The 18,949-nt window shown below is 42.3% G+C and carries 14 protein-coding genes and 1 tRNA gene; 5 read left to right on the top strand and 10 right to left on the bottom strand.

Annotation, left to right across the window (positions count from 1 at the left end; all coding sequences use genetic code 11):
- Positions 1-297: 297 nt before the first annotated feature.
- Together A7D14_RS11505 and A7D14_RS19675 are read left to right on the top strand one after the other, a co-directional pair.
- Positions 298-708, top strand: coding sequence for a hypothetical protein (locus A7D14_RS11505; RefSeq protein ID WP_067034506.1), 411 nt, complete (start codon positions 298-300; stop codon positions 706-708).
- 26 nt (positions 709-734) lie between these two features.
- Positions 735-2,291, top strand: a complete 1,557-nt coding sequence (locus tag A7D14_RS19675; protein WP_083158080.1) for a trypsin-like serine protease — start codon at positions 735-737, stop codon at positions 2,289-2,291.
- Between the two features lie 575 nt (positions 2,292-2,866).
- Here the strand turns inward: A7D14_RS19675 and mobB are convergent.
- From mobB to nhaD, 10 genes are all read right to left on the bottom strand, one after another.
- Positions 2,867-3,889 carry a MobB family relaxase gene (gene mobB, locus A7D14_RS11490; RefSeq protein WP_067034499.1) on the bottom strand — a complete coding sequence of 341 codons (1,023 nt, stop codon included), beginning with the start codon at positions 3,887-3,889 and terminating at the stop codon, positions 2,867-2,869.
- A 5-nt stretch (positions 3,890-3,894) separates the two neighbouring features.
- Positions 3,895-4,041: a hypothetical protein gene (locus A7D14_RS20055; RefSeq protein WP_176712414.1), complete on the bottom strand. Its 147-nt coding sequence runs from the start codon at positions 4,039-4,041 to the stop codon at positions 3,895-3,897.
- Entirely contained in the window at positions 4,035-4,478 is a 444-nt protein-coding gene (locus tag A7D14_RS11485) for a BfmA/BtgA family mobilization protein (protein WP_067034496.1), read from the bottom strand. The genes A7D14_RS20055 and A7D14_RS11485 overlap by 7 nt, the downstream gene beginning before the upstream one ends.
- Before the next feature lie 331 nt (positions 4,479-4,809).
- Positions 4,810-6,075 carry a site-specific integrase gene (locus A7D14_RS11480; RefSeq protein ID WP_067034492.1) on the bottom strand — a complete coding sequence of 422 codons (1,266 nt, stop codon included), beginning with the start codon at positions 6,073-6,075 and terminating at the stop codon, positions 4,810-4,812.
- Positions 6,076-6,305: 230 nt separating this feature from the next.
- Positions 6,306-6,380, bottom strand: a tRNA-Val gene (locus tag A7D14_RS11475).
- A 74-nt stretch (positions 6,381-6,454) separates the two neighbouring features.
- Positions 6,455-7,666 (bottom strand): bifunctional folylpolyglutamate synthase/dihydrofolate synthase, encoded by a 1,212-nt coding sequence (locus A7D14_RS11470; protein WP_067034489.1) that lies wholly within the window; start codon positions 7,664-7,666, stop codon positions 6,455-6,457.
- A complete protein-coding gene (locus A7D14_RS11465) occupies positions 7,666-8,544 on the bottom strand; it encodes an energy transducer TonB (protein WP_067034485.1) in 879 nt (292 codons plus the stop codon). The genes A7D14_RS11470 and A7D14_RS11465 overlap by 1 nt, the downstream gene beginning before the upstream one ends.
- Complete coding sequence (locus A7D14_RS11460) at positions 8,544-8,930, bottom strand: ExbD/TolR family protein (protein WP_067034482.1); 387 nt, start codon at positions 8,928-8,930, stop codon at positions 8,544-8,546. The genes A7D14_RS11465 and A7D14_RS11460 overlap by 1 nt, the downstream gene beginning before the upstream one ends.
- Before the next feature lie 9 nt (positions 8,931-8,939).
- Complete coding sequence (locus tag A7D14_RS11455) at positions 8,940-9,632, bottom strand: MotA/TolQ/ExbB proton channel family protein (RefSeq protein WP_067034480.1); 693 nt, start codon at positions 9,630-9,632, stop codon at positions 8,940-8,942.
- A 57-nt stretch (positions 9,633-9,689) separates the two neighbouring features.
- A complete protein-coding gene (gene nhaD / locus A7D14_RS11450; protein ID WP_067034478.1) occupies positions 9,690-11,075 on the bottom strand; it encodes a sodium:proton antiporter NhaD in 1,386 nt (461 codons plus the stop codon).
- A 236-nt stretch (positions 11,076-11,311) separates the two neighbouring features.
- Here nhaD and A7D14_RS11445 point away from each other — a divergent pair, with 236 nt between their 5' ends.
- The 3 genes from A7D14_RS11445 (at position 11,312) to A7D14_RS11435 (ending at position 18,751) form a co-directional block, all read left to right on the top strand.
- On the top strand, positions 11,312-12,454 hold the full coding sequence (locus A7D14_RS11445; RefSeq protein ID WP_067034475.1) for an acyl-CoA dehydrogenase: 1,143 nt from the start codon (positions 11,312-11,314) through the stop codon (positions 12,452-12,454).
- A 316-nt stretch (positions 12,455-12,770) separates the two neighbouring features.
- Positions 12,771-17,276, top strand: coding sequence for a glutamate synthase large subunit (gene gltB / locus A7D14_RS11440; protein ID WP_067034472.1), 4,506 nt, complete (start codon positions 12,771-12,773; stop codon positions 17,274-17,276).
- Between the two features lie 8 nt (positions 17,277-17,284).
- The gene (locus tag A7D14_RS11435) at positions 17,285-18,751 is read left to right on the top strand and encodes a glutamate synthase subunit beta (RefSeq protein WP_067034469.1); all 1,467 of its coding nucleotides are present in this window, start codon (positions 17,285-17,287) and stop codon (positions 18,749-18,751) included.
- Positions 18,752-18,949 lie beyond the last annotated feature (198 nt).

Below are 18,949 nucleotides of genomic sequence, written 5' to 3'. Positions count from 1 at the left end.
TTATCAAACATTTTAATACATGGAACGTGCTAATATAGAAGACGGATACTGTAAATTACGCAAGTGAAAGACTTTACAGAAGTCGATTAAACGCTATCTAGTTTTACAGATAAACGCTATCTAGTTTTACAGAAGAACCAATTAAATATAAGCCCTCAAATAATACTCAATAAAGTCAGTCTCAAAACTGCAATTTAGATTCAATACGCAACTAATTAGATTTTTTTACATCCTTTCTAAGGATCTAAACAACTAATTTTATGAAAGTTAGTATTTAATTAATTTAATATTAATGCTATGAAAAACAACACTATAATTATAATCATCCTAATTCCCCTTTTATTATTCGCTGCCTGTTCCAATGGACAAGAAAACAATGATCCTCTGTCAAGTTTAGAGTCATTGTGCATTGAATCTGCAATGGAAACAGAATTAACGGAAGGTGTTCCGGCGATAGTAAAAGTTGTAGAAGAGGGACAGCCATTTTTTAATGGTAATAAAAAGTATTATGAAGTTGACATAGAAACTAATATCCCTGAACTCTTCGAGCTGTATAAAGAAAAAATAATACGAGTTTTTCCAACAAGAAAAATGAATTCGGATGTTGGTGAAGAAGTTTTTATCAAAGGAAAAATATTCTCATGTCTTTCTGGAAATCATGGCCTATTGACCAATGATTTCAAAGGTTTTACTCTTATAAGTGATTAAACCAATTCTTCAAAAAACCAAACATTATGAAAAACTCAAAAAAAAACCTACTTATCCTATTATTTTTTGCATTCTCCTTAGCATTTGGTCAAAACCGAATCATAGGTGGTAACGATACGACAATCGACCAAAATCCTTGGCAAGTTTCTATGCGGGCAACCAACAACCATCATATTGTAGGAGCTAGAAATAATCATATCTGCGGAGGTTCCATCCTAACATCAGAATGGATTTTAACAGCAGCACATTGTGTGACCAATACAATTAACGGAAACGTTATTGGCGTTAATGAAATAACGATTTCAGCAGGCATAACGCAACGGAATGATTTAACCACAGGGCAGTACAGAAATGTCGCTCAAATTGTCAGGCACCCAAATTACAATAGCATAACTTTTGAAAATGACCTAGCTTTAATCAGACTTACAGCTCCATTGAATTTTAATAGTGATGTACAACCTATTCAATTAACGGATGAAGCATTTGATTCATCACCAAGTAATACTGCAAGAGTAACGGGATGGGGACTTACTACTGATAACGGTTTCCCATCAAACAATCTTCAGACATTGGATATGCCAATCATTTCCAGCAGTAGTGCAAATAGCCAAAATACGGGCTCCGTACAAGTCACATATAATATGATAGCACTTAGATTGGCTAATGCAGGAGTGGCCCCAGGTGACAGTGGCGGTCCTGCAACCGTGTTGAAAAGTGGCCAACGCTTTTTAATTGGCTGTTCAAGTTGGGGAGAGGCACCCAAGGATAACAAGCCCACAATTTATACTCGACTTTACAACTATAGAAATTGGATTGACAACTTCGTGGCTTTTCCATATATTTCTGGAAATAGTTTATTGTGTAATACGAATACCTCTTATACTTTACATAATGGCACTGGAAACATTACATGGTCGTCATCCAGTAATATTCAGGTCGTTTCCGGTAGCAATTCACAAGTTACAGTAAAAGCTTCGAGCTCAACATCTTCCGGTAATGGATGGATACGTGCAACCTCTTCTCATGGCTATACGATTACCGAACGCTTGAATGTGAACCAAAATGCTGGTCAATCCCCAATGACCGTAACTATTTATAATGTCAACAGCAACTATATTGACATTACCGCTAATGGAGGCAGTGGGGAAACCCCATATTCTTGGTATATTAACAATTCCTTTTATACAAACACCACCGGAAGAACATTGACCAAGTACTATACTGAAAGCTCCATAAGGGTAGAAGTAAGAAATGACAATGTTTGCAATACGGGTACCCATAGTGCATATTATACAGGACAAATCCCTGGACGCTATTATTTTAGAGTGAGTCCAAATCCAGTAAAAGACTACTTAACAATAAGTGAAATTTCTCCACTTGAAGAAAGGAAGCTGGGATTAAGCAACCAAAAGACATTCGAATATATACTTTCTGATTTCCAAAGTAACATATTTCTTCAAGGCAAAGGTGAAATTGGAACTTCTGGTTTTGATTTAGACTTGAATGGACTTAAAAAAGGATTGTACATTCTTGAAATTATATCGGAAAGAGAAAGGGAGACCCATAAAATCATTAAAGAATAGAAAGGTTCTCATAGATAATAAGTAAGAGCAAAGCCAAGCATCCGATTTGAAAATCGGATGTTTTTGATGTAATACAAATCGTTCATTCCATTTTATCCATTTAAAAAACATAAAGAAATATAAATAAAATAGGAATCAAGCTTATTTGGACTCCACTTAAACAATAAGTTAATTCGAGTTAAGTGATTTTATCTAGTGCTGAAATTCAGCAATTCGCTCAACAACTGAGACTACATATTTTTCAAAAACGTATAATCAAAATACCAGTTACTGTTCACATTTTTTTTATCCAATCTATCGTGCTTAAAAAATCAAAAGTTATTTGTCATAGCCTAGTATTGCTAATCCAAGGTGTAAATCTTCAACTAAAAGTGGACTGAACTTGGTCTAAAGTTAAGTGATGGCTTTGTAGCCTTCCCTAAAAATGCAACCTTCCCTTAAAACCGAACTGTTTACAAAAAGAACCCCAAATCTTACCTCCAACTTTTGCGCATGGATCCTATCGGGGTTTTGTAGCGTTCCGATAGATAAGCGTGAAGCAAAAACTCGGTAGGGCGCAACCTACTTTTTGGATTTCAGTAGCCCATATCCTCACCTGTGCCCCTCGCCTTATCGATTCCCCTACCTAGAGCTTTGATGATCTTTGCCGCCATTTGTACTTTATTGGTCGGCATACTGGGAGCTTTGACACCCATGGTTTTAAGAAGTTTAAAGGCCATGTCCTTTTCCTTGGTGGGCAGCCCCATGACTTTGGCAAAGAACTTCCCCGGTTCCTTGGCATGGGCCTTTCTCCCAACGTAGGATTCCACATAGTTCCTTTTAAATCCCGTTGTTTTATCAAAAGTCTTCTCCGCTGATTGGTAAAAACTATCCCTGTCAAATCCTCTCTTGACCGTCTTTCCATTCAGTTCCACTTCCGATGCCTTGTGCTTGGCCATCGGGGAAAGCGTATAGGTGTTCGTAACATCCCTTCTGCTGACTATGATATGGATATGGGTCTGAGGCCCCTCTTTCTGCATCCCAGCGGCCACAAGCTGTCCGTTCTGTTTGTGAGGGGCCAATCTTGTTTGCTCTGCTATCCTTTTTTCAAGCTCTTTGACATTCCCAACGGACTCGCCCCGTTCCACTTTCCGTACCTCGTTCCTTAGCCTTGCTATTTCTCCTCTGTAAGGTGCATTCTCCTGAACCTGCTTATCGAAGCCCCTGTAGGTGCGTTCGCGCTCTATCTTGGCGTAATATTTCAAGTTCTCGGCCTTGACCTCTTGGTTCCTATGGAAACTCTTGGCATAGTCCTCCATGAGCTTCCTTGTGTATTCCCTTAGCATATTTGGGTCATTGCCTATGGCCTTTAGTTCCCTTTGGTTGGGACTGACCACTATGGAATAGAATTTCGGGTCTTTCTGCCTCAGTTTGGCCGTGTTGGCATCTATTTCATCGATGACCGTTTGAGTGCTTACGCTGTCGCTCTCTTGGTCAAAGAACTCTTCCCTTTGTTCGGGCAATCTATCCTCGTTTTCCTTTTCCAGATAGTCCACATAGTTCCCTACACTGGAGTTGTAGGTACTGCCCATTTTCTGTGCCGAGATGGTAAGGTACATGAGCGTTATTTTAATTGATGTTTCAAGCTTTCAAAATCCCCGATGCCCATATTGATTTTGAGATATGGCTTTCCCATCATGGGTTCCACCTTCTCAACATTTTGAAGCATTTCATTGCAATGCTTTTTATAGCTTTCAAATTCTTTTAGCATTCTGTCATGCTCCACTTTTGGAACGGTGTTTCTAGGCTCCAAAAATCCATTCGCTCTTCTCGTATCTTGACGGGTTCACGTTTAGGTTTCCTCCCGTCCCTCACATATGCCTCATAAAGGATCAACATCATTTCATAGGTGGGCCGGATACTGGTCTTTTCCATGTTCTTGATAATGGCGATGAGCCTATCGAATTTTTTCATCATCTGACGCTCCAGCTTTTTGATATTGTCAACGATGATCTTGGTTCCCTCCCCAAAAGGATCAAGGTTGTTCTCCTTGAAGTAGCATACCATTCCATCCAATACCTCACTATGCGATTTGCCGAACTTTTTAGAATAACTGCGAAAGCGTATGGCCGTCTCCTTCTTTATGGTGATGTTGGAATAACCACCGCTTCCTTTCTTAGTTCTATCATTGGTTGATTGCTTTTCCATAGGTGCGATTTTGTTTTTTAGTGAAATTGCGTCAATTTTTTCGTCAAAAACTTCCAGTGTTTACAGGGCCTCCCGAAGGGTTTACTGTAGATTTCGGAAAAGTCTACTGTAGCCCCAGATTTTGCACAGTATTCCAAAACCTACTCAATTAACTGGTTTTCAACTTATTGAAGACCCGAAAACAACCGTGATGGCGCAAATTGCGCATCACCCTCTTGCTATTCCCTACGTCCCGCAAGCGGGACCGAATAAATACAAGCTGATTTGAAAATCAGCTGCACTATTAATGTTATTATTTGATGAGTAGTTTTTCCAAATTCCACCTTAAAAATCACGGTTTCCAAATTTTCTCTTGTCCGGCATCTGAATCTGAAAACTTAGAATCCAGTTTCGTTTCCAAGTCACTCATATCTTCACTGATTTTGTTATCCAATACTCTTGCATAAATTTGGGTCGTGGCCAATTCTGAATGTCCCAATATCTTAGAAACAGTCTCTATGGGAACCCCATTACTTAATGTGATAGTTGTAGCAAACGTATGTCTGGCCATGTGGAAAGTAATGTGCTTTTTAATATGGCACGAATCTGCAATCTCCTTTAAATAACTATTCAATTTTTGGTTGGAAATCCCAGGGAATAATTTATCAATGCGTCTTTTGGGATGATATTGATATCTCTTGATAATCGACAAGGCCGGTCCCATTAAAGGTAATTTGAAACTGTTCTTGGTCTTCTGTCTTTTGGTACTTATCCAATGCTTCCCATCGATACCCAAAATCAAGTTATCCTCAGTAAGGTTCATAATATCAATATAAGCAATACCAGTATAGCAACTAAATACAAATAAGTCCTTTACAATCCGCAACCGTTCAATCTTGGTTCGGAACTCCTGGATTTTCCGCAGTTCCTCCAAGGTCAAAAATTCTCTTTCCTTTTTCTCCATCCTTATTTTAAATTTTTGAAAGGGATACTTTTCTATCCATTCGTTATTTACCGCCATTCTAACCATTTTTCTCAAACGCTGAATGTGTTTCATGGCCCCATTGTTCGAAAGCCTCCCATGATGGTGGATTGGATGTAGCTTGCGCAAATAGGTCTCGAAACCCACAACAAATTGGTGATTGAGCTGTGACAATCTATAATCATTGCATTTGTATTGTTTCTTCAAATAGTCCAACAAGTACTTCTGGGTGGTCTTATAATGGCTCAGGGTCGCTTTGCCAAGGTTATGGGCAGCATGTAGATTGTGGTGTTCAAATAGTTCGGTTAAGGTCACTTGATCTAAGTCTTCTCCGAAATACTTCGCCTTGACCATCTGCGGGGTTATATTTGGCGTCTTGGACCGCAGTTCACGATAGCATTGGAAAAGTTCGGTTTCGACTTCCATCAGATAAGTGTTGATTTCCTGTGCGTCGGCAGCGCGCCCCAGAACCCTCGACCCCTTTCTATCCCAACTTTCTATTGGGATGGTATACTTAAGGCTCATGTTAACTCTTTGTTTATCAACGGTGATACGGGCATAGATCTTGGCCGTTCCGTCATTCCTTCGGGCAGTGCTTATCCAGAAACTGATTGAAAATGTAGATCGGGTTCTCATAGGTTTTGTGTTAAATTGAACGAAAAATACCTACGAAAGTCAAATACTAAGATGCTGTAATATAGCGATTTACATTCTTATCCGGTTAACACTTTACAGAAAAAATTTTACTAACCGAATTGCAAACCAAAACATATCAAATCAAACCAATTCAAACAAGGCTCAAAAAAATTAAAGCCTTGCAAATCAATAAGATATGCAAGGCTTTGTTTTCATTTGAACTCTAAAAGTGGGCGCTGAGGGATTCGAACCCCCGACCCCCTCGGTGTAAACGAGGTGCTCTGAACCAACTGAGCTAAGCGCCCTTTTCCATTTTCTCAAATGGGAGTGCAAATATAGCATCATTTTTCTGATACAAAAAAGAATAATTCGAAAAAAATCACACAATTTCTGCTACCACAAATGTGCTGCCACCGACATATATAAAATCATCACTTTTTGCTGCCGCCAAAGCCGCTTTTAGTCCCTCTTCCACAGAGTTGAAAACCTCCCCCTCAATTCCTTGTGAGTGAGCCAATTCTGAAAGCAGCTTAACATCCATTCCTCTGGAAATATTGGGTTTTACAAAGTAATATTTGGCCTCTCTTGGAAATAACGCCAGCACTCCTTTCACGTCTTTGTCACTTACAAACCCCAGTACTATATGGAGCTGTTCATACTGCTGCTTGGCAATTTGCCTTAGCACATAATACAATCCTTCTTTGTTATGAGCCGTGTCGCACACAACCATAGGTTTTTCCTGTAAAATCTGCCACCTGCCCAATAAACCGGTATTCTGAACAACCTTTTGCAGTCCTTTTACAATGGCCGTCTCCGAAACCTTAAAATTTTCCAGCTGCTTTATGGCTGCAACAGCACCACGAACATTTTGTTGCTGGTATTCCCCAAGTAAATCGGTTTTGTAGTTGGGCAAGTCCAATGCATCCGCAAAAACGATTTCTGACTGGAGCTGATGGGCAATCAAAGTGAATATCATCACGGTTTCTGGCTGCTGCTCACTGATCACCACCGGAACCTTAGGTTTTATGATGCCTGCCTTTTCCAAGGCTATTTTCTCCAAGGTATCTCCCAAAATGTGGGTGTGGTCCAATCCTATATTGGTGATAAGGGAAACTTCGGGGGTAATGATGTTTGTGGAATCGAGCCGTCCGCCCAAACCTACCTCTACAATGGCAATGTCCACTTTTTCCGCCGCAAAATAGGAAAAAGCCATCCCAACGGTCATTTCAAAAAATGAAAGTTTCTTAAACTCTAAAAAAGCTTTGTGCTCAGTTATAAAATCAACAACGAACTTTTCACCGACCATTTGGCCATTGATCTTGATCCGCTCCCTAAAATCCTTTAAATGGGGTGATGTGTACAGACCAACCTTGTATCCCGCTTCCTGTAAAATTGAGGCTAGCATATGGCTACAGGAACCTTTTCCGTTGGTGCCTGCTACATGAATGCTTTTGAATTTCTTTTCAGGGTTTCCCAAGAGGTTGGAGAACTCAATGATGTTGTCCATCTTGGCATTCAGTGCCACAATACCTTTTTGCTGGTACATGGGAAGTTGCGAGAACATCCAATCCAGAGTCTCTTTATAGGTCACTACTGCCCCAGTTTAAAGTTGACCACCACAAAACCAATTTGTTGTGGGCGAGCCTTGGAATCCTGATTCCATCGGTAAGTAAGAGCAGTTTTTCTTGCAGCCTCCAATAAGCAAGGAGCAGTATTTTCGGTTCCTTTTATTCCTGGCTTGGCTTTGACTACCTTACCAGTTCTGTCAACAACAATCTCCACAACAACCCTCCCCTCTTCATTACATTGCTGTTTTACTACATCACTGCCCATTAAAGATCTTCCCTTCAATCCATATCCACTTCCTCCACTTCCACTTCCGGGCGCACCATAATAACTATTGGCATAAGGGTCGCCATCCGGTTGCCCTTTGTCTCCCGCTTTGTTGTCATCGCCCTCACTGCCTGAATCCGTTCCATCAGATTGTCCAATGCCACCGATCAGGGCATCCAAGTTCTTCTTCTTGGCCTCTTGCTCCAGTCGCTTTTTCTCTTCGGCCTCCCTTTTTTCGCGCTCTATGCGTTCGGCTTCTTCCTTGGCCTTTTTGGCCGCCTCATCGGCTTTCCGCTTGGCTTCCTGTTCCTGCTTTATTCTAATGGACTCCTCATTGTCACTGGTCAACACCTTTTCAACGGGCTCTTCTTGTACCGTTTCTTCCTGGGGTTCCACTTGCTGGACTTGCTCTACGGGTTGGGGTTCTACTTTTTCGGGTTCTGATCGGACTTTTTCCTTGGGCTGCACTTCGCCACTACCATAATCCATGGTGCCAAAATTCACGGCTATCCCATTTTCAATGGGTGGATCCAAATAGGTAAGACCAATATAAAAAAGCAATAGGAGTAGCACGCTCAGCAGAAGGGTTGTGAGCGTAAATGATTTTTTCTTGTGTCTCGTATCTAAAAATGCCATTATTGTGGCCGCACAGCCAAGATGACCTTGTAACTGTTCCTATTGGCGATATCCATAACGTTGACCGCTTCCTTTATGGCAACGCTTTCTTCCGCCCGTAGGATAATTGTTGGCTTGTCTTGACCTTCAAGTGCCTTTTTTAATTCAATTTCAATGTATTCTTTGTTGATCTGCTCGTTGTTCACAAAATAGTTCAGGTCCTTGTTTATCGTTACCGAAACATTCTGTGTGTTGGTGGATTTCCCCTTTGCCTTTGGCAATAGCAAATCCAGCGCATTGGGCGCATTGGATGTCAGCATGAAAAACACCAATAACAGAAACACGATATCTGTCATGGATGACATGCTGAACTCCGGACTGACCTTGTTTCTTCCTTTCAATTTCATATCGAACTGCTAAATGGGTTCGTTCAACAAATCCAAAAACTCAACTGCATTGGCCTCCATTTTGTGTACTACCTTATCGGTTCTATTCACCAAGTGATTGTATCCAATATAAGCAATGATACCTACGATCAAACCCGCAACGGTAGTGGTCATGGCCGTATAAATACCGGATGCCAATAATCCCATTTCAGCTTGCCCGCCGCTACTTGCCATTTGGTGAAATGCCAAAATCATACCAATTACGGTTCCTAGGAATCCAATCATGGGCGCGGCACCTGCAACGGTGGCCAAAACACTCACGTTCTTCTCCAGTTTGTATACTTCCAGAGTTCCCGCATTCTCAATGGCCGTGGTAATGTCATCCAATGGTTTTCCAATTCTGGACACCCCTTTTTCGGTCAACCGTGCCACTGGCGAATCTGTCTGCGCACATAAAATTTTGGCTGCGTCCAACTTACCGTTCATGATGTGATCCCGAATCTGGTTCATGAAGTTCTTGTCGATTTTGGAAGCCGCCTTTATGGCAAAAATTCGTTCAAAATAAATGTAGAGTGCTACAAATAGCAGTACAAAAAGTACCATAATAATTATAATACTTCCTGTACCTCCATTAACGATAAGATCTATTACAGAAAGTGTCTTTTCTTCGGAAATAGAGGCTCCTGCCTCAACACCTTCCGCTGCTTCTTGAAAAATAATCATATAAAATCCCCAATTTAATATGCAATAATAACGGAGATTTTTGAGCTAAAGTATTTTTTAGAACAAATATCGCATTAACATATAGCAAATAGCTCCTGCAAGGAACCCAATAAGTGCCAACCAACCTATTTTTTTAAGGTACCAGAAGAAATCTATTTTCTCCATTCCCATGGCCACAACCCCGGCTGCGGAACCAATGATGAGCATACTGCCCCCGGTCCCTGCTGAATAGGCAATGAAATGCCACAACTGGTCGTCCATGGGTTCCGAGAACATTCCCAAACTCGCGGCCACCAACGGCACGTTGTCTATCACGGCAGAACCAACGCCCAAAAGGAGTATCACCAAATCAGAAACCCTAGTGCCTGCCATTTCGGTTCCCATCAAGGGCATTCCCTGCTTCAGCCCTTCGGCAAAATTAAAAAGAAGTCCAAGGGATTCCAGTGCGGCCACGGCCATCAAAATTCCCAAGAAAAAGAGGATACTGGGAAGCTCAATCTTGGTCAGTGCGCTGTGCACCGGACTGTGGTGCGATGAGGCATCACTGTCCTGGTCCAAGGATGAAATTGCAATTTTTCGATTACTGTATATCTCTGCAAAAGTGGCCACCACCGCCAAGGACAACATCATGCCCACATAGGGTGGCAAATGGGTCACCGTTTTGAAAACGGGCACAAAGACAATGGCCCCCAAGCCCAAATACAGCATGATGGGTCCATACTTTGACTTGGCGCCCTCTTCGTCCTCAACATCTATCTCCCCCTTAAAGGCGGGAAGGAACGAGGCAATGAAGGACGGTACCAACATACAGACCAAGGAGGGAACGAGCAGGTGTTCGATCAACATTGCGGTGGAGACTTTATTGCCGATCCACAGCATCGTGGTGGTAACGTCGCCAATCGGGGACCAAGCACCCCCTGCATTGGCTGCAATTACAATAAGACCGGCATACCAAAGCCTGACCTCCCTGTCCTTCACAATTTTCTGAAGGATCGAGATCAGCACAATCGTTGCGGTAAGGTTGTCTATGATCGCTGAAAGAATAAAGGCCAAAAAGGAAAATATCCAAAGGATCTTTTTCTTGCTCCTTGTTTTCACAAAAGACTTTATCGTGGTAAAGCCATCAAAATAATCTATGATTTCCACAATGGTCATGGCTCCTAAAAGAAAGACCAGAATTTCCGATGTCTTTCCCAAATGGTGCAGCAGGGTTTCCTCCAAAAGGTGCAGCTTCTGATCATGATCAAAAGCGCCAAAATTTTCCAGAAGTGCATGTTCACCGGAATCAAACCAGTTGGAGAAACCATCTATGCCAAATGCCATGATCGCCCACATAATTGCCATCATGGCCAATGCGGGGATAAGTTTATCAATTTTTAAATTGTGTTCCAGGGTTATTGCCAAATATCCAATGACAAAAATGACAATCAGAAGGGTCTCCATGTTAAGTTTGGTTTATTAATGTAAAATTTTCTTTGAAGTAATTTTCAATTGCGCTAAAGATATTCAAAATGAGTTTTTCCGCATAATCTTCATTTAATAAATTATTGTGAAAGTAAAATTTCAGTTCACAATAACATCAAAAAATTTGAATCATTCTCATCCATACATTTCTTTTTGTGTGAAATTTCCAATATAAAACTATATTTGCGGTGTATTTTTGCTTATTTTTCAGTTTTATGGATTTCACACTTTCCGAAGAACAGTTAATGATTCAACAGGCAGCAAGGGATTTTGCCAACAATGAACTTTTGCCAGGAGTAATAGAAAGGGACGACGCCCAAAAATTTCCTTTTGAGTTGGTCAGAAAAATGGGCGAACTGGGCTTCATGGGGATGATGGTCAACGAAAAATACAATGGGAGCGGGTTGGACACCCTTTCCTATGTGCTGGCCATGGAAGAACTGTCTAAAATTGATGCTTCGGCCTCGGTAATGGTATCCGTGAACAATTCATTGGTGTGCTGGGGATTGCAGGCTTTTGGAACTGAGGCCCAAAAAGAAAAATATTTAACCCGATTGTCCACCGGTGAAGTCATTGGGGCATTTTGCCTCTCTGAACCCGAAGCCGGAAGCGATGCCACTTCCCAAAAAACAACCGCCATTGACCACGGCGATCATTATATATTGAACGGCACCAAAAATTGGATCACCAACGGAGGAAGTGCAGAAGTTTTTTTGGTCATAGCCCAAACCCACGCTGAAAAAGGGCACAAGGGCATCAACGTCCTTATTGTTGAAAAGGGGATGGAGGGTTTTGAAGTGGGTCCAAAGGAGAATAAGTTGGGCATACGGGGAAGCGACACGCATTCCTTAAATTTTAATGATGTGAAGGTTCCCAAGGAAAATCGAATAGGAGAAGATGGATTTGGGTTTACGTTTGCCATGAAAACCTTGGCCGGGGGCCGCATTGGGATAGCCGCCCAAGCATTGGGAATCGCAGCGGGTGCCTACGAGCTCGCCCTAAAATACTCCAAGGTACGGAAGACATTCGGCACTGAAATCGCCAACCATCAGGCCATTGCCTTTAAATTGGCCGATATGCACACCAAAATACAGGCAGCCCGAAATTTGGTGTACCAAGCGGCCTGTGACAAGGATGCGGGCAAAGACTACACCCTTTCGGGTGCCATGGCCAAATTATATGCTTCTGAAGTGGCCATGGAAACCACAATAGAAGCGGTGCAAATACATGGCGGAAATGGATATGTAAAGGATTATCATGTGGAACGCTTGATGCGGGACGCAAAAATCACTCAGATTTATGAAGGAACGTCCGAAATCCAAAAGATTGTCATTTCAAGAAGTGTTTTAAAAGACTAAAAAACAAGATTCAAACACAACCCTATCAAAAGAAGGGGTGTTTCTCCAAAATTTGTTTATTTTTTCAAACAATCCCTTAAATTGGATAAGGGTGATGGATAAAATCGAGCCAACTTACTCTCAACCCCTTACCATTATGCGGGTTGGTAGGTTTTAATAACTTCACTTTGAGATAATCATAATTTAACATTGGCAAAATTCTGATATTGAATATTTTTTAACCCTTCAATCATTACGTTGATTTTTTATTTGAATTAGATTGGGAACCCTGTTTTTAATTCATCAGATTTGATATTTTTGAAGAAATACCATAACGATGAAATTGGAAAAGCAAGGTTTATATTTACCCGAGTTTGAGCATGATAACTGTGGTGCAGGCTTCATTTGCAGCCTAAAAGGGAGAAAATCAAACGACATTATCCATAAGGCCCTCGAGATCTTGGATAAATTGGAACACCGGGGCGCTGTAAGTTCAGATGGCAAAACCGGTGACGGAGCAGGTATTTTGATTGATATCCCCCATGATTTTTTTGTCGAAACCTGTACATTCACCTTACCCGAAGCCGGAGATTATGCCGTGGGCAACGTTTTTCTTCCCCAAAAGGAAAATCAAAGAAATTTTTGCATTTCTGTGCTTGAGGAAAATATAGCAAAACAAGGACTTCAACTCTTGGGCTGGCGCGATGTTCCCGTAAACCGTTCCGTACCCGGAAGGATAGCGGCAGAAACCGAACCCTACGTAAAACAGGTCTTTATTGCCAAAGGGGATGCACTGGACGAATTCCAGTTCAACCTTAAGCTTTTCATCGCCAGAAAAATTACAGAGCACACCATTATTGCCAGCAAACTTTCCCAAAGCAAGTTCTTTTATTTACCGAGCCTTTCCACAAAGATCATCATCTTTAAGGGGCTTTTGGTGCCAAAGGACATCAGCAAGTATTACGAGGACCTTTTGGATCCCAGAGTGGTGACACGTTTGGCTTTGGTGCACCAAAGATTCTCAACAAACACATTTCCCACTTGGGATTTGGCCCAGCCTTTCCGTTATATGTGCCACAATGGTGAAATCAACACCTTACGGGGAAATGTATCCCGTATGCATTCGCGGCAAGAATTAATGCAAAGCGATTGGTTTGGTGAGGACATTAAAAAAATACTACCTGTAGTATTGCCGGGGAAATCGGACTCTGCAAGTATGGACATGGTTGTGGAATTGCTGTTGATGACCGGCCGCTCCCTACCAGAAGTTATGATGATGTTGGTTCCCGAGGCATGGGAAAAGAATGTGGAAATGTCCGAATCCAAAAAGGCATTCTACGAATACAACTCCTGTTTAATGGAACCTTGGGATGGTCCAGCCTCCATTCCTTTTACCGATGGAAATTATATCGGGGCCGTATTGGACAGAAACGGACTTCGCCCATCAAGATATTCCGTAACCAAAAAAGGATATGTGATCATGTCCTCCGAAACCGGGGTATTGGAACTAGATCCAGAAGACATTGAATTCCACGGAAGATTGGAGCCGGGAAGAATGTTCTTGGTAAACATGGAAGAAGGCCGAATTGTAAATGATGAGGAAATTAAGGAATCCATCGCCAAGAAACATCCATATAAAAAATGGTTGAAGGACAATTTGGTACATCTAAAGGATATTCCCTACAATGATTGCCCGGTGTTCTTTGGTGAATTTCCATTGGATGTCCGCAGGTCTGCCTATGGCTATACGTTGGAGGACATCAACACCATAATCATGCCCATGGCTGAAAACGGTAAAGAGCCCATTGGTTCCATGGGGTCAGATACGCCCATTGCCGTTTTATCTGAACGTCCGCAATTGATCTACAATTATTTTAAACAATTGTTCGCGCAGGTTACCAATCCACCTTTGGATGGTATACGGGAGGAGCTGATCACGGACATAAGCCTAACCTTGGGCAGTGATCAGAACATTTTTGACATTAACGAATTGCATTGTCGAAAACTTAAGATCCAAAATCCAGTGATTTCCAAGGAGGATTTGGATAAAATTAAAAACTATGATTCCAGTCCAGATTATAAGGTCGTCTCCATTTCCATGCTATATGAAGTGGAAAAGGGACACAATGGATTGGAAGAGGCTTTGGATTCCATCCTTCAGCAGGCACTCAATGCCATAGATGACGAGGCCAACATCATTATCCTGTCGGACAGGATGGTCAGTACAGAAATGGCCGCCATACCGGCCCTATTGGCATGTTCTTATGTAAACAGTGGTTTGCGAAGAATGGGCAAACGCTCAAAATTGAGTATCATCATTGAATCTGCCGAGCCTAGGGAGGTTCACCATTTTGCGTTATTGTTCGGGTTTGGGGCCAGTGCCATCAACCCGTATTTGGTGAATGAAATCATCGGAGAGCAAATTAAAGAGAATAATATAACAGAGTACACTTTTGAGGAAGCCGTAAAAAATTACAATAAGGCCATTGGCAAGGGCATCCTAAAGGTGATGAACAAAATTGGGATTTCCACTCTAAATTCATATCGGGGATCTCAACTATTCGAATGCATTGGTATCAACACCAAGGTAGTGGACAAATATTTCCCCAACACGCCTACGCGAATTCAGGGAATTGGCTTGTATGAAATTGAAAAGGAAATTGCCAAGCGCCACAGAAAAGCATTCAAGACCCAGGAATTAGCGGCCAATCTGGATATTGAGATTGGTGGTGAGTACCGTTGGAGAAGAAATGGTGAAAAGCACATGTTCAATCCATTAAGTATTGCCAAACTTCAAAAATCGGTACGCAATAACGAGCCGGAAACTTACAAGGAGTATGCCGAATTGGTAAATGAGCAATCTAAAAACCTAATGACCATCCGTGGATTGTTCGAATTTTCGAACTATGACCCCATTCCACTTGAGGAAGTTGAACCTTGGACCGAAATTGTAAAGCGGTTCAAGACGGGTGCCATGTCCTACGGAAGTATCAGTAAGGAGGCCCATGAAAATCTTGCGATTGCCATGAACCGAATTGGCGGAAAGAGCAATTCAGGTGAAGGCGGAGAGGATCCGGTTCGTTTTTATAAAAGTCAGACTGGTGATTGGAAGAACAGCGCCATCAAACAGGTGGCCTCCGGTAGATTTGGGGTAAGCTCCAACTATCTCACCAGTGCCCAAGAAATACAGATAAAAATGGCCCAGGGGGCCAAACCCGGTGAAGGTGGGCAATTGCCCGGTCCCAAAGTAAATCCGGCCATTGCCAAAACAAGGAATTCAACCCCTTATGTGGGCTTGATTTCCCCTCCACCACACCACGATATATACTCCATTGAAGATCTCTCCCAGTTGATCTACGACCTTAAGTCGGCCAACAGGGAGGCGAGAATCAACGTGAAACTTGTATCTGAAGTAGGCGTGGGAACCGTTGCCGCTGGTGTATCCAAGGCCAAGGCAGACGTTATTCTTATCTCCGGATTTGATGGCGGTACGGGTGCATCACCATTAACATCGCTGAAGCATGCCGGGCTTCCATGGGAATTGGGAATCGCCGAGGCACAACAGACCTTAGTGCTCAACGATCTAAGAAACCGGGTGGTATTGGAATGTGATGGCCAGTTGAAAACTGGAAGGGATGTAGCCGTGGCCTGCTTGTTGGGTGCCGAGGAATTTGGATTTGCCACTGCACCATTGGTTGCTTCGGGCTGTATTATGATGCGCGTTTGTCATTTGAACACCTGCCCAGTAGGGATTGCAACCCAAAACCCAGAATTACGCAAAAAATTCCAAGGCAAACCCGAACACGTGGTCAACTACATGTACTTTGTGGCCCAAGAACTTCGCGAAATTATGGCGAAGCTAGGGTTTAGGACAGTCAATGAAATGGTAGGACAAGTTCAAAAATTGGACAGGAATAAGGCCATTGAGCATTATAAAGCTGCAGGGATTGATCTAAGTCCGATTTTGTACCAAGTCGATGTACCCGAAGGGACCAAATTCTACAATACCGAAAAGCAACAGCACGATATTGGCAAATCCATCGAGTTTGATATCATTGCAAAAGCGCACCCTGCACTGTTCAGAAAGGAAAAGACCTCTTTGGATTTTCCCATCCACAATACCGACAGGGCTGTTGGGGCCATCATCAGCAATGAAATTTCAAAAATATACGGAGCTGAGGGACTGCCCGAAAATACACTTAAACTAAACTTTACAGGATCAGCTGGACAAAGTTTTGGAGCATTTGCCACCAAAGGTCTAACCATGGTGGTCAACGGAAATACCAATGATTATTTGGGCAAAGGCCTTTCCGGTGCCAAACTGGTGATCAAAGTACCGTTTAAATCCACCATTAAACCAGAAGACAACATCATCACTGGAAACGTAACATTATATGGAGCCACTTCCGGTGAAGCCTACATCAATGGTAAAGCTGGTGAACGTTTCTGTGTTCGAAACTCTGGTGCCAAGGCCGTTGTTGAAGGAATAGGGGATCATGGCTGTGAATATATGACCGGAGGTGTTGCCGTTATCCTGGGCAGTGTTGGAAGAAACTTTGGTGCAGGAATGAGTGGTGGTATTGCTTACGTGTTCAATAGGGATGGTTCCTTTGAAAAAAGATGCAACGGTGAACACCTAAACCTGCTTCCCGTTGAGGAGGACAATGATATAAAACAATTAAAGGAGTTGATAGAAAATCATTACAACGCCACATTGAGCCCCTTGGCGCAGGAGATTTTGGAAAAATGGGAAGAATACCTTCCAAAGTTCATTAAAGTATTCCCTGAAGAATATCGTCAAGCACTAATACGATTGGAACAAGAAAAGATGCAAACCTTATAATTTGAGACATGGGAAAGATTACAGGATTTATGGAATTTGACAGAAAGGACGAAGCTTACGCCCCGGTCAAAGAACGTATCAAAAACTATAAGGAGTTTACAAAGCCTCTAAAAGAAGAAGAATTAAAGAACCAAGGAGCCCGTTGCATGGACTGCGGCATTCCGTTTTGCCACAGCGGTTGTCCGTTGGGGAATTTAATTCCAGATTTTAACGACGCCGTGTATCAAGGAAAATGGGAAAAAGCAGCCAAAATATTGCACGCTACCAACAATTTTCCGGAATTTACAGGACGATTGTGCCCAGCCCCTTGTGAAGAAGCATGTGTATTGGGCATAAACGAACCTCCCGTTTCCATTGAGAACATTGAAAAGAACATTGTTGAGACTGCCTTCAAAAACGGGTGGGTCACTCCTGAACCTCCTACCAAAAGGACAGGGAAAAGTGTTGCCGTCATAGGTTCTGGGCCAGCTGGTTTGGCCGCGGCCCAACAACTAAACCGCGCCGGGCATGACGTTACTGTTTATGAACGGGACGAGAAAGTTGGTGGTCTGTTACGATATGGTATTCCAGATTTTAAAATGGAAAAAAATATCATCGATAGACGTATTGATGTTATGGAAAAAGAAGGAATCCAGTTTAAAACTGGAGTTCATATTGGGGTTGATGTAAACGCGAAGGACCTAGAAAAAGAATATGATGCCTTGGTACTTTGTGGTGGTGCTACCGTTAGACGAAACCTTCCCATTCCGGGAGCTGACCTGAAAGGGGTTACCCAAGCCATGGACTTTTTACCACAGAACAACAGAAAAGTGGATGGAATTCCTTTTGAAGGCGAGGATATTTCCGCTAAAGGCAAAAAAGTGATCGTTATTGGTGGTGGGGATACCGGTTCTGACTGTATTGGCACTTCCATTAGACAAGGTGCTGTTTCGGTGACCAATTTTGAGATTATGCCCAAAGGCACAACAGAACGCCCTGAAGGACAACCATGGCCCTTTTGGCCCATGCGCTTGCGTACCAGTTCTTCACACAAGGAAGGAGCGGAACGCGTGTTTAGTATTTCCACAAAAAAGTTCGTGGGTGATGATAAGGGCAACCTAAAAGGCTTGGTCACTGCTGAAGTGGTTTGGGAAACAGTTCCTGGTCAACGCCCAGTTTTGAAGGAAGTGGAAGGAACAGAGAAAGAATGGGAATGCGATTTGGCGTTGTTGGCCCTTGGTTTTACAGGGTCAGAGACCTCCATTGCCGACCAATTAGGATTGGAAATGGATCCCAGAACCAATATCAAGGCTTCAGTTGCTGACTATAAGACCAATGTACCCGGTGTGTTTGTTGCCGGAGACCAAAGAAGGGGCCAATCATTGATCGTATGGGCCATTTCTGAAGGAAGGCAAGCGGCTTACCATGTAGATACCTATTTAATGGGACAATCTGACTTGCCTCTAAAAGGAGATGGTGACCTACCAAGAGTTTAAAAAGTAAATAGCCAACCAAACCATTTTTTATGGGGCTCTCCATGGATGCATTTCCGTGGAGAGTTTTTTTATCCGATCATTTCATTTAACCAAAGGGATAAAAACCATAACCTTGATCTACTTCAAATTCCCGATTACAATCAATTATCCATCAATCACATAAGTATTAGATCCACCTACACATTTACACAGTTTTTT

The organism is Allomuricauda sp. CP2A (assembly GCF_001683915.1).
Taxonomy (GTDB): Bacteria; Bacteroidota; Bacteroidia; order Flavobacteriales; family Flavobacteriaceae; genus Flagellimonas.
The sequence above is the reverse complement of the archived record's forward strand: the minus strand, read 5'-3'. Positions and strand labels throughout refer to the sequence as shown.